Source organism: Streptomyces sp. NPDC020875, from assembly GCF_040641415.1.
In the GTDB taxonomy this organism is placed as follows: Bacteria; Actinomycetota; Actinomycetes; order Streptomycetales; family Streptomycetaceae; genus Streptomyces.
Genome location: NZ_JBFADP010000039.1, coordinates 74,244 through 86,919, shown reverse-complemented (window position 1 = coordinate 86,919; position 12,676 = coordinate 74,244). Strand labels below are relative to the sequence as shown.

Here is a 12,676-nt window from a genome sequence, read left to right as displayed (position 1 = left end):
GGCCTCGATGTCGTCGAAGGTGGCGTCCATGCCCTCCGAGGCGTCCTTGAGCGAGCGGCCCGGCACACCACACACCACCCGTCCTCGGGAGAAAAGGCCCTCACCACCATGTCGCAGCGCAACACCGACACCACGGGCCCCGCCCCGTGGGAAGACCTGGTCACCGCGGCCCTGCTCGGCACGGACCGGCGGGAGCCGCCCCCATCCACCCTGACCCCGGGCAAAGACGCGCCCACCGCGCTACTCGACGCCGCGGCGGTCCACACCGTCCGCCGCCGGGCCGGACTCCGGCCCGCCACAGCCGCGCCCCGGCCCGACCCCGCACCCGCCGACGACCGGCCCGAGCTGCCCCCGGCCGCCCACCGCCGACTCCGCCAGTTCCTCACCGACCGGGCCGCCCCCGCCGCAGGAGGCCGCCGAGGCGCCGCGCCCGACCTCACCGAACTGCTGCCCCAATGGCTCGCCGCCGCCAACGAACACGGCTACCGGGCCCCCGCCCCCCTGCTGCCCGCCCTCCTCGACGCCGCCCGCGCCCGGGCCGACCTCCGCCCCCAGACCCTGACCTTCGCCGGAGCCCGCGGACTGTGGCTCGCCCGGTTCAACCCCGACTGGAAATACGCCCTGCGGGGCGCGGTCGGCGGCAGCGTCCTCCTCCCCGCCGCCGACGACGCCAACGCCGTGCAGCAACTCTGGGAAGAGGGCCTGTTCGCCGAACGCGTCGCCCTGCTGGAATCCATCCGCACCGTGGCCCCCGCCCGAGCCCTCGCCCACCTCACCGGCACCTGGCGCACCGAACGCGCCGAGGACCGGCTCATGTTCCTCGACACCCTGCGGACCGGGCTCTCCGACAACGACGAGAACTTCCTCGAACACACCCTCGGCGACCGCAGCCGCAACGTCCGCGCCGCCGCGGCCGAACTCCTCTCCGCCCTGCCCCGGTCCGCGTTCGCGGAACGGATGGCCACCCGCGCCGCCGCCTGCGTACGGCCCGGCACCGCGCCCGACACCATCACCGTCGACGCCCCCCGGGAATGCGACACCGGCATGCAGCGCGACGGCGTCGCCCCCAACCCGCCGACCGGACGCGGCAAACGAGCCTGGTGGCTGAGCCAAATCGTCGAATCCGCCCCGCTCGACGTCTGGAGCCGGATCCTCGACGGCCGCGCGCCGGGCGAGATCGTCACCCTCACCGTCGCCGACGGCTGGGCCGACGAACTCCACACCGCCTGGTGCCGCGCCGCCGTCCGCCAGCGCGACGCGGAATGGGCCCGGGCGCTCCTCGGCGCCCCCGCCGCATCCCCCGAGACCGGGCCCGGCACCGCCTCCCTCTCCGAACGCGCCAAACTCCTCAACATCCTCCCCCCGGACGAGCGAGCCCGATGGGCCGCCGCATTCGTCTCCGCGCACGGCCTCTCCGACGCGTTCCAACTCCTCGGCGTCTGCGCCGTCCCCTGGGCCGAACCTCTCGGACACGCCGTCGTCGACGCACTGGAGATCGCCCGCGAAGCCGGTAGCTACCCCTGGAGCTTCAGCGGCGTGATGGGCCTCGCGGAACGCTGCCTCGACCCGGCGGAAGCATCCCGCCTGGACCTCCTCACCGCGCCCCCCGAGGAAACGGAGACATCGTCACCGGGCGCGGGCACGTACTGGTCGGAAGCGTTCCACCGATTGGTCTCGACGCTGCGGCTCCGCGAGGCGATGCACCGGGAGCTCCTGGGGTGACGGGCGCGTCCCGCCTGGTGTGGGGGTTCCTCGCGGCGTGCGGGGTGTTCGCGCCTCAGCCTCCCCCAAAGCTGCCTTTGGGGGGACCCCCAAGGGGCTGTTGAAGATGTGACCGTCACTCCAGCGGTATGCGGGCGGTCTTGTTCAGCGTCGGGAGGGTCGGTGGCCTCCGGGCTCACCTCCTCACGGACGGCGGAAGTGGGGTTTCCTGAGAGGCAGACCCGTTTCTTTTCCGCCGCCCGTTGCGGGGGCGACCCTGCACCCCCCGACCACGCCGACCGGACATGTCCCCCGGGGCCGGAGCCCGTCCCGGGGGAGGGGAAGGGTGCGACCTGGTGTTGTCGGTCCACCCGCGCCTGGGTGGCTGGCTGGTCGCGCAGTTCCCCGCGCCCCTGGTCGCCCTCCTGAACGGCCTTGGAACGGTCCCCGCCCCTCATCCCGGGGCCGGGACCCATAGGAAAGGACCCAGCCCTTTCTCCCAGGGCCGGGATCCATTTGAGGACCGGCGCTGGGGAGAGCATTTAGGGGCGCGGGGAACTGCGCGACCAGCCACGACGGTGGTGCGGCCGGAACTCCTCCGGAGGAGGCACTATCCACCCCCGCCCGGAGGGCGCCCCCTTCCCGAAGGCGGCTCGGCGGAAGGGGCCAGGGGCGCGGGGAACTGCGCGACCAGCCACGCACGGTCCGCGGGCCGCGAACAACAGCAGGCCGCCGGGCGCGGCCCGGGGTTGTGGGCCTCAGCCGGAGGGCCGAGGCGCTGGGGCCCCCAGCACCGAAGGCATAGGCGGCGGAACTGCGCGACAAGCCACAGGCGGGCCGCAGACCGGGAACAACGTCAGGGCGTCGCGGTGCGGAATGTCGTGGTGACCCAGTCGACGATGGACGTCGTCGTCGCGCCGGGGGTGAAGATCTCCGCCACCCCCTGCTCCTTCAGCGGAGCGATATCCGCTTCGGGGATGATGCCGCCGCCGAAGACCCGGATGTCTTCCGCGTCCCGTTCCTTGAGGAGTTCGAGGACACGGGCGAAGAGGGTGTTGTGGGCGCCGGAGAGGATGGAGAGGCCGATCGCGTCGGCGTCTTCCTGGATCGCGGTGTCGACGATCTGTTCGGGGGTCTGGTGGAGGCCGGTGTAGATGACCTCCATTCCGGCGTCCCGGAGGGCCCGTGCGATCACCTTCGCACCCCTGTCGTGGCCGTCGAGGCCCGGTTTGGCCACTACTACCCGGATCGGACCGGTCACACCCATTTCTGCCTCCACACCCTGCCTGCGCCACCGAGTGAACGATCGTTATCCCCAGCATCCCGCACGGGGCCGTTTCGCGGTGGATCTGGAGGGGGAAATCACATGTGGGACCAGTTCGACTCGTGGCGTACCCGCTTCGGGGGCCCTTCGGCTTTCCGTGCGGGCGCGTTCGCGAAGGTGCCGCTTCCGGGGCCCGCGCGGCGAGCCTCCCCGAGCCGTCCGGGGTCGCGCGGACCGTGTGGCGCGGTGCCGTGAGGGCGAACGGGAGCCGGTGTCGCCTCCCGTGTGCCGTACGGAGGTGGGTCCATGCAGGTCCTGTCCTTCATTTCCGGGGTTCCGGATGCCGTCGGCCTGGTGTCGACGGGCCGTCGTACGTTCGGGCAGTTGTGGGATCTCTGCGAGCCGAGGATGCCCGCCGCCGCGTTGCGGTCGACGGCGCTTGAGCTGGCGATCCTGGCCGGGCATCTGGTGCTGTATCCCTCGGGTCTCACGGATGAGCGCCCGGGTTCCGGCCCGGTGGGCGGGGCGGCCGTGGAGGCGCCCGGGCCGGGCGCGCCCCGGCGGTCCAGGGAAGACGGGGCGGCGGAGCCGAGGCCCGTGCTGATGCTGCACGGCTTCGTGGACAACCGCTCGGTCTTCGTCCTGTTGCGCCGCTCGCTGGCCCGGCACGGCTGGCGGGAGTTGCAGTGTCTGAACTATTCGCCGCTGACCTGCGATATCCGGGTCGCGGCCGAGTTGCTGGGCCGCCATGTCGAGGAGGTGTGTGCCCGGACGGGCCGGGACGGGGTGGATCTGGTGGGGCACAGTCTGGGCGGTCTGATCGCGCGTTATTACGCCCAGTGTCTCGGCGGTGACCTGCGGGTACGGAATGTGGTCACGCTCGGTACCCCGCATGAGGGCACCTCGGTCGCCCCGCTGGCCAGCGCGCATCCCATCGTGCGGCAGATGCGGCCGGACTCGCCGCTGATCGCGGAGCTGCGCCGTCCGGCGCCCGGCTGCCGGACGCGTTTCACCAGTTTCTGGAGCGAGCTGGACCGGTTGATGGCTCCGGTGGAGACGGCCCGGCTGGACCATCCCGATCTGCGGACGGAGAACGTCCGGGTGACCGGGATCGGCCATCTCGCCCTGCCCGTCCATCCGGCCGTCGCGGCGCGGATCCGGGAGGTGCTGGCGGGGCCGGACAACGGCCGGGCGGCGGGTCCCGGGGCGCCCGGGACCGTCACCGGCGAGCCGGTCCGGGTGGGGTGACCGGCGGCGCCGCTTCGGTACGGCTCCGGTGGCGGGGTGTACCGCAGAGCCTCACCCCAAGTGACGCCTTGTCGAACGAATTTCGAACGTACGGCCAAGGGTGTGTGCACGCCTCGCCGAAAGGCGCTCGAATGCCCGTTTCCTGACGGCGTAAAACCTGTGGAAGATTGTCGCCGTCGCATACCGCCGGGTACAGTCGCGCCACTGGTTTCCCTCTGGGTCCCGTGTGCTTCATGACCTGGATTCCAGCGGTCCTGCTGCCGAGGCGAGAGAGAAGTTGGTGAACGACCAGCACGCCCACGCCGGGTACGTCGGCCACGACGGATACCCCACCGGCGGCTTTGAGACCGACCCCCTCTTCGGCGCTCTTCCGGATGCCGGCTCGGAGTCCGGCATCCAGTACGACGCCACCCAGTGGGTCACCGGTTCCCATGAGACGACGACTGCCGCCGGTTATGCCGGGGAGTACCAGTCGTACGGCACGGGCGACTACGGATCCCCGGATGTCATGGGCGTCGCCGGATACGACACGACGTACGACACCACCGGCCAGTGGGACGCCTCGGCCTGGAACCAGGCTGCCCCCGAGGCGCAGTCGGCGCCGTACGAGGGCGCGGCGACCACCTTCGGCTACGACTCCGGAAGCGGCCAGTGGGCCGCGCCCGTCTTCGAGTCGGGCAGCTATGACGCCACCGCGTGGAACACGGCCGCGCCGGACACCGGTTTCGATACCGGCGCCGGTGCCGTGCTCGACTCCGGTTCGCTCGACGGGGTCGCCGAGCCGCTGCCGCTGGTCCCCCAGCAGTACGCGCCGGAGCAGGAGTTCGGCACCCCCGGTGTCCCCGACTACGGGACGCGGGAATTCGACCCGGCGCTGATGGCCGATCCGGGCGTCGACGAGACCGCGGTGGTACCGGCCGTCGACTACGAGAGCCACGGGCACGACCTGGGCGAGATCACCACCGACGACGGCGGGGCCCCGGACGACACCCCCGCGTACGGCACGATCACCGGTACCGCGCCCGTCACCCCGCGCCCGGTGCGGCGCGCGGGCGGCGGTGGCCGCGGTCGGCGCCGTACGCCCGCCAAGCGTTCGGCGCTGCTGACCGTCGCCGTGCCGTCCGCCTGTGTGATGGGCGTGGCGGGGATCGCCGCCGCTTCCGTGGGCGATCTCGGGTCCGAGCCGAAGAAGAAGACGGACACCACGACCCTGGCCGCCGCCGATACGGGCGCCGTCGAGCAGGTCGCGGCGAACAACCGGATGGACACCCAGCTCGCCGCGCTCAGCGCGGAGGCCCGGGACTTCGGCGACCGGGCGTCCCGGACCCAGGAGCGGATCGACCTCAAAGCCCGCCAGGAGGCGGAGCGGCAGAAACGCGAGGCCGAGGCCAAGCGGAAGGAAGCGCTCCGGCCGAAGTTCGCCCTGCCGGTCGCGCAGAAGGGTCTGAGCACCTACTACGGCGAGTCCGGGGTCAACTGGATGGCCCTGCACACCGGGATCGACTTCCCGGTCGACTACGGCGCCGAGGTGATGGCCGCGACCGACGGTGTGGTCAGGACCCAGTACAACGGGGCGTACGGGAATATGGTCATTGTGACCGCGCCCGACGGCACCGAGACCTGGTACTGCCATCTGGCGTCCGCGAAGGTCCGCTCCGGGAAGGTGAAGGCCGGTGATGTGATCGGTTACGCCGGTAGCTCCGGCAACTCCACCGGTCCCCATCTCCACTTCGAGGTCCGGCCCGGCGGCGGCTCCCACATCAATCCGCTGACCTGGCTCCAGAGCAAGGGCCTCAACCCCCTCTGACGCGTACGACTCCGGAACCGGCCCCGCCCGCGGGGCCGGTTCCCTCGTTCACGCCCCCCCTACAGCTTCTCGACCGGGGCGTACCGCAGCAGCAGCCGCTTGGGCTTGGCGTCGCCGAAGTCGATCGTGGCCTGGGCGTCCGAACCGGCGCCCCTGACCTCGACCACGGTCCCGAGGCCGAACTGGTCGTGGGTGACCCGGTCGCCGATCGCCAGGGCGATCACCGGCCGTTCGGACGCGCCGCCGCGCCGGGTGGCGAAGCCGGTGGCGGCGGTGGTACGGGAACCCGCGCGGGCGGACGGCATCGACGGCAGCCGGGATCCGGACCCGGAGACCGCCCCGGCGGGCGCGCCCATCGGACCGGTCCGCTTCCACTCCAGATGCTGCCCGGGGATCTCCTCCAGGAAGCGGGACGGCGGATTGTACGAGGGCTGGCCCCAGGCGCTCCGCATCGAGGCCCGGGTGAGGTAGAGCCGTTCCCGGGCGCGGGTGATCCCGACGTAGGCGAGCCGGCGCTCCTCCTCCAGTTCCTTGGTCTGGCCGAGGGCCCGCATATGCGGGAAGACGCCGTCCTCCATGCCGGTGAGGAAGACCACCGGGAACTCCAGGCCCTTCGCGGTGTGCAGGGTCATCAGGGTGATGACCCCGCTGCCCTCCTCGTCCTCGTCGGGGATCTGGTCGGAGTCGGCGACCAGGGCGACCTGCTCCAGGAACTCGGCGAGCGTGCCCGCGCCCTCCTCCTCGGTCCTGGCCTGCTCGAACTCCAGCGCCACCGCCGCCAGTTCCTGAAGGTTCTCGATCCGGGTCTCGTCTTGCGGATCGGTGGACGCCTGGAGTTCGGCGAGATAGCCGGTCCGTTCCAGGACGGCTTCCAGGACAACGGCGGGTCCGGCGCCGGAGTCCACGATCGTCCGCAGCTCCTCCATCAGCACATTGAACCGCTTGACGGCGTTGGCCGAGCGGGCGGCCATTCCGTACGCCTCGTCCACCCGGCGCAGCGCCTGCGGGAAGGTGATCTTCTCCCGGAGCGCCAGGGCGTCGATCATCGCCTCGGCCCGTTCGCCGATGCCCCGCTTGGGGACGTTGAGGATCCGCCGGAGCGGGACGTTGTCCTCGGGGTTGGCGAGTACCCGCAGATAGGCCAGGACGTCCCTGACCTCCTTGCGCTCGTAGAAGCGGACCCCGCCGACGACCTTGTACGGCAGCCCGACCCGGATGAAGATCTCCTCGAAGACCCGGGACTGGGCGTTGGTGCGGTAGAAGACGGCGACATCGCCCGCCTTGGCGTCGCCCGCGTCGGTGAGCCGGTCGATCTCGTCGGCGACGAACTGGGCCTCGTCGTGTTCGGTGTCGGCGACATAGCCGGTGATCCGGGCGCCCTCGCCCGCGTTGGTCCACAGGTTCTTGGGGCGGCGGCTCTCGTTCCGCTCGATCACGGCGTTGGCGGCGGAGAGGATCGTCTGCGTGGAGCGGTAGTTCTGCTCCAGCAGGATCGTGGTCGCGTCCGGGTAGTCCTCCTCGAACTGGAGGATGTTGCGGATGGTCGCGCCGCGGAAGGCGTAGATCGACTGGTCGGCGTCGCCGACCACGCACAGTTCGGCGGGCGGCAGATCCTCCTGCCCCGTCCCCACCAGCTCCCGGACCAGGGTGTACTGGGCGTGGTTGGTGTCCTGGTACTCGTCGACCATGACATGGCGGAAGCGCCGCTGGTAGTGCTCGGCGACATCCGGGAACGCCTGGAGCAGATGGACCGTGGTCATGATGATGTCGTCGAAGTCCAGCGCGTTGGCCTCGCGCAGCCGCGACTGGTACATCCGGTACGCCTCGGCCAGCGTCTTCTCGAAACCATCGGCGGCCCGGTCGGCGAAGGACTCGTCGTCGACCAGCTCGTTCTTCAGATTGGAGATCTTGGCGCTGAAGGACTTCGGCGGGAACTTCTTCGGGTCCAGATCGAGATCGCGGCAGACCAGCGCCATCAGGCGCTTGGAGTCGGCGGCGTCGTAGATCGAGAAGGAGGAGGTGAAGCCGAGCTTCTTCGACTCGCGGCGGAGGATCCGGACACAGGCGCTGTGGAAGGTGGAGACCCACATCGCGTTGGCCCGGGGGCCGACCAGCTGCTCGACCCGCTCCTTCATCTCACCGGCGGCCTTGTTGGTGAAGGTGATCGCCAGTATCTGGCCGGGGTGGACGCGGCGGGTGGCCAGCAGATGGGCGATCCGGTGGGTCAGTACCCGGGTCTTGCCGGAGCCCGCACCCGCGACGATGAGCAGCGGCGAGCCGGTGTGCGTCACGGCAGCGCGCTGTTGTTCGTTCAGCCCGTCGAGCAGCGCGTCCGGGTCGACGACCGTACGCGGAGCGCCGTCGCGGTGGTACGCGTCACGGTCCGGGGGCAGGTCGTAGTCGCCCTGGAAGAGACCGTCGGGGATCTCCTCGGGGGCGTGATCCGCCGGGCCCTCCCGGTCCTCGGGCGGCGGAGGCGGCTCCTCCGGCTGCTGCTGGAGGCGGGCCAGGAAGTCTTCGTCAAAGAGGCTGCTCATCGCTCTCCGAGTCTATGCCGGGCCACTGACAGCCCGGGTCCGCTCCGGCGGAATCCGCGCCACGACGGCCACGACCGCCGCTACGGCCACCGCACGCGCGACGGCCGGGCGGTGGCCGGGGAGCCGTGACGAAACGGGGAGCCGGGCCGGGCGGGCCCGGCGTGACCGGTCAGGTCCAGAGCGTCGCGATGAAGATGTTCACGACCGTCAGTCCGCCCACCGCGGCGAAGACCGGCTTCTCCACCCGCTCCTCGTCGCGCTTCACGTAGACCAGCGCCAGGATCACCACCAGGACGGCCATCTTGACGCCGATCTTCAGGTTGTTGACCGTCTGGTCGTCCGCCTGGTTGAGACCGACCAGGGCCACGCCCGTGACCAGCATCGTCAGCGCGCCGTGCAGCATCGCGGGGCTGAAGCGGGCGGCGCCCTCGCCCATCGCCTTCATCTGGGTGAGGAATCCACCGAGCAGGGACGCGATACCGATGATGTGGAGCGCCACGAACACATTGATGAGTACGTCCATACGGCGGAGCCTAGCCACCGCCGTAGCACCCCCCTTCGGCCGGGTATGCCTCGTTCATCGCTTCGGTCAGAGCCCGACAGCGATCGATACCCGGCGTGACGTAACCCTTACGGAAAGCTTCATTCCAGGGCCACCTTCGAGCAGAATCCGTCATTCCGCCTTTACGCCGTGACCTCAGGCTTAGCGTCCTGCCCCGGATGACCCAGACGGCCGCCGACGGCGGCCGAGCACCACCGAGCACGACCGGGGAAGGACGTGGACGCCCTCGTGGCAGCGCACCGCAAACCGAAGCAGGCCCGGCGGAACCCGTTCGCCGTACGGCCCGCCGCCAGGACCGCCACCACCCTGGCGCTCGCGGGCGCGGCGACCGCCACCGCGTTCAACGGGACCGCCGCCGCCGACCCCGTACTCACCCCGGCGCAGATCAAGGCCCGGGTCGACCAGCTCTACCAGGAGGCGGAGGCCGCCACCGAGGCGTACAACGGCGCGAAGGACCGGACCGACCGGGCGCGGGAGGAGCTGGACCGGCTGCGGGACGAGACCGCCCGGCGGACCGAGCGGCTGAACGCGAGCCGGTCCGTCCTCGGCGCCGTCGCCGGGGCGCAGTACCGGGCCGGGGCCGTCGACCCGGCGATCCGGTTCGCCCTCGACTCCGACCCGGACGGCTGTCTGGAGCGGGCCGCGATCGACCGGCTCGTCGGGCGGCGGACCGCGGCGGCCGTGATGGACGTACGGGGTCAGCTCGCGGCCGTCGACGGGCTGCGGGACCGGGCCGGGCGGCAGTTCGAGGACCTCCGGGAGCGGCGGGACGAACTCGCCCGCCGCAAGACCGAGGTGCGGCGGAAGCTGGCGACGGCGGAGGGAATGCTGAAGCGGCTGGAGGCGACGGAGCCGGGGGCCGGTACCGGAGCGGGTGCCGGTACGGGTCCCGGGGCCGCTTCGGGTCCGGGGGCGCCGGGGCGGGGCGACGGCCGGGCCGGGGCGGTCGCGGACGCCGCCGGGGCGACCGCGCCCACGCCCCGGGCCGCGCGGGCGGTGGCCTACGCGTACGGGGCGCTCGGCAAGCCGTACGTCTGGGGCGCGACGGGCCCGGCGTCGTACGACTGCTCCGGGCTGACCCAGGCGGCGTGGCGGGCGGCGGGGGTGTCCCTGCCGAGGACCACGTACACCCAGATCGGCGCGGGGCGGCGAGTCGCCCGGTCCGAACTCGCCCCCGGTGACCTGGTCTTCTTCTATCCCGGGGTGACACATGTCGGGATGTATGTGGGCGGTGGCCGGATGATCCACGCGCCCCGGCCGGGCGGGGTGGTGCGGTTCGCGCGGGTGGACGAGATGCCGTTCGCGGGGGCGGTACGACCGGCGTAGCCGGAGCCCTGGCCGCCGGGGCGAGCCGGGGGGCGGGCGGTCAGATCAGGCGGCGGGCCGTGGCCCAGCGGGTGAGTTCGTGGCGGTTGGAGAGCTGGAGCTTCCGGAGGACCGCCGAGACATGCGACTCGACCGTCTTGACCGAGATGAAGAGCTGCTTGGCGATCTCCTTGTAGGCGTAGCCCCGGGCGATCAGCCGCAGCACCTCGCGCTCCCGCTGGGTGAGGCGGTCCAGGTCCTCGTCGACCGGCGGGGCGTCCGTGGAGGCGAAGGCGTCGAGGACGAACCCGGCGAGCCGGGGCGAGAAGACCGCGTCGCCCTCCTGCACCCGGAAGATCGAGTCGATCAGGTCGGTACCGGTGATGGTCTTGGTGACATAGCCGCGCGCGCCGCCCCGGATGACACCGATGACGTCCTCGGCCGCGTCGGAGACCGAGAGCGCCAGGAACCGTACGGGATGCTCGGCCGCGCCCATCAGCGGGGCGCAGCGGCGCAGTACCTCGACCCCGCCGCCGCCGGGGAGGTGGACGTCGAGGAGGACGACCTCCGGCCGGGTCGCGGTGATCACGGTGACCGCCTGGTCGACGTCGGCCGCCTCGCCGACGACCTCGACGCCGGTGGTCTCGGTCCGGCCGATCTCGGCCTGGACCCCGGTACGGAACATCCGGTGGTCGTCGACGAGGACCACCCGTACCCGGCGCGGCTGCTCGCCGTCCGTCCGCCCGTCCCCCGGCCGTCCTGCCCGCTCCGCCGTCATCCGTCCGCCCTCTCCATGGTCAGCTCCACTTCCGTGCCCTCCCCGGGCGCCGAGGTCAGCCGGGCCGTCCCGCCGTTGCGCCGCATCCGGCCGACGATCGACTCCCGGACGCCCATTCTGTCGTCCGGGACGGCCTCGGGGTCGAATCCGGGTCCGCGATCGCGGACGGAGACGAAGACGGTACGGCCGTCGACCTCGGCGAACACCTGGACGGGGCCGCCCTCGCCACCGTACTTGGCGGCATTGACCATCGCCTCGCGCGCGGCCTGCATACAGGCCGTGAGCCGTTCGTCCAGCGGGCAGTCGCCGACCACCACGACCTCCAGCGGTACGCCGTGTTTGTCCTCGACCTCGGCGGCGGCCCGTTTCACCGCCTCGGCAAGGGTGTCGGGCTCCTCTTCCTCCTCCTGGCCGGTGCCCTCGGGTTTGTAGAGCCAGTTCCGCAGCTCCCGTTCCTGGGCGCGGGCGAGTCTGCGGACCTCGCCGGGGTCATCGGCGCGGCGCTGTATCAGGGTGAGGGTGTGCAGTACGGAGTCGTGGACGTGGGCGGCGACCTCGGCCCGTTCCTGGGCCCGGATCCGCATCGTCCGCTCCTCGGACAGGTCCTGGGTCATCCGGACCAGCCACGGCCCGGCGAGCAGGGCGATTCCGGCGATGACGGCGACGGCGGCGGTGAGGACGTTGCCGAGCTGGGCGGCCGAGCCCCGGACGACCATGAAGGCGGTGAGCCCGGTCCCGACCAGGGCGACGCCGACCAGGGCGCGGGCGAACTGGAACAAGCGGCGGTGCCGGGAGTCGGCGGCGGTCCAGCGGGCCCGGCGGGCGTTGTCCGCCTGCCGCCACACCAGCACCACCCCGGCGCCTATCAACAACGTCGGCCAGATATAGCGGTCGGCCCGGCTGGTGGTGTCGAGGTCGCTGATGAAGATCAGACAGCCGATGCCCAGGGCGGCCAGGGCGAAGATCTGCCCCTTGTCCGGTTTGCGGAGCTTGCGGCGGCCGTCGGGGGCGACTTCGAAGAGCGGGCGGTGTTCGGGGGCCCGGCCCCCGATTCCGAGGGGGACGAAGACCCAGAAGGCCGCGTAGAGCAGTATCCCGAGGCCGTCGGCGAGCAGCAGGGCGAGAAAGACCAGCCTCACCCAGGCGACCGGAACGCCCAGATGACCGGCGAGGCCGCGGGCCACTCCGCCGAGGAGCCGTCCGTCGGCGCTGCGGTAGAGCCTGCGCAGCGGTACGTCCTCCTCGGCGGGCGCGGTGGCGCGCGCGGACCGCGGGGAGTCGGTGGCCGGGCGGGGCGGGGCGGCGGCGGGCATGGTTCGATCGTCACACGGAACGGCGGGCTTCCGGTATCGGGGGCGACCCCGAGAACGACCCTGAGCGCGGCCGGGCCGGGGGCATACCCGGGGATGACACCGGGGCGGTTTCCGGAGGCGGTTTTCGGGGGTGGTACCGGGGCGATATCAGGGACGGGCCA

General features: G+C 71.9%; 9 protein-coding genes. 4 read left to right on the top strand and 5 right to left on the bottom strand.

From position 1 onward, the window contains the following. Positions 1–108 precede the first annotated feature (108 nt). Positions 109–1,722 carry a DUF5691 domain-containing protein gene (locus AB0G74_RS22790; protein ID WP_361149111.1) on the top strand — a complete coding sequence of 538 codons (1,614 nt, stop codon included), beginning with the start codon at positions 109–111 and terminating at the stop codon, positions 1,720–1,722. Positions 1,723–2,557: 835 nt separating this feature from the next. Here AB0G74_RS22790 and AB0G74_RS22785 read toward each other — a convergent pair. Then, on the bottom strand, positions 2,558–2,968 hold the full coding sequence (locus AB0G74_RS22785; protein ID WP_361149094.1) for a cobalamin B12-binding domain-containing protein: 411 nt from the start codon (positions 2,966–2,968) through the stop codon (positions 2,558–2,560). 405 nt (positions 2,969–3,373) lie between these two features. Between AB0G74_RS22785 and AB0G74_RS22780 the strand changes: the two genes are divergently transcribed. Both AB0G74_RS22780 and AB0G74_RS22775 read left to right on the top strand, forming a co-directional pair. Then, positions 3,374–4,213 carry an alpha/beta fold hydrolase gene (locus AB0G74_RS22780; protein WP_361149108.1) on the top strand — a complete coding sequence of 280 codons (840 nt, stop codon included), beginning with the start codon at positions 3,374–3,376 and terminating at the stop codon, positions 4,211–4,213. Positions 4,214–4,493: 280 nt separating this feature from the next. Then, positions 4,494–6,020, top strand: coding sequence for a peptidoglycan DD-metalloendopeptidase family protein (locus AB0G74_RS22775; RefSeq protein WP_361149092.1), 1,527 nt, complete (start codon positions 4,494–4,496; stop codon positions 6,018–6,020). 59 nt (positions 6,021–6,079) lie between these two features. Here the strand turns inward: AB0G74_RS22775 and pcrA are convergent, their stop codons facing one another. Both pcrA and AB0G74_RS22765 read right to left on the bottom strand, forming a co-directional pair. After that, complete coding sequence (pcrA, locus tag AB0G74_RS22770; RefSeq protein WP_361149089.1) at positions 6,080–8,557, bottom strand: DNA helicase PcrA; 2,478 nt, start codon at positions 8,555–8,557, stop codon at positions 6,080–6,082. A gap of 169 nt (positions 8,558–8,726) precedes the next feature. Next, complete coding sequence (locus AB0G74_RS22765) at positions 8,727–9,080, bottom strand: hypothetical protein (protein WP_361149086.1); 354 nt, start codon at positions 9,078–9,080, stop codon at positions 8,727–8,729. 267 nt (positions 9,081–9,347) lie between these two features. Between AB0G74_RS22765 and AB0G74_RS22760 the strand changes: the two genes are divergently transcribed. Beyond that, entirely contained in the window at positions 9,348–10,445 is a 1,098-nt protein-coding gene (locus AB0G74_RS22760) for an NlpC/P60 family protein (protein ID WP_361149106.1), read from the top strand. A gap of 40 nt (positions 10,446–10,485) precedes the next feature. Here the strand turns inward: AB0G74_RS22760 and AB0G74_RS22755 are convergent, their stop codons facing one another. Then, positions 10,486–11,202 carry a response regulator transcription factor gene (locus AB0G74_RS22755; RefSeq protein ID WP_361149083.1) on the bottom strand — a complete coding sequence of 239 codons (717 nt, stop codon included), beginning with the start codon at positions 11,200–11,202 and terminating at the stop codon, positions 10,486–10,488. After that, positions 11,199–12,515 carry a PspC domain-containing protein gene (locus AB0G74_RS22750; RefSeq protein WP_361149081.1) on the bottom strand — a complete coding sequence of 439 codons (1,317 nt, stop codon included), beginning with the start codon at positions 12,513–12,515 and terminating at the stop codon, positions 11,199–11,201. Before AB0G74_RS22750 ends, AB0G74_RS22755 begins: the two co-directional genes overlap by 4 nt. Positions 12,516–12,676 lie beyond the last annotated feature (161 nt).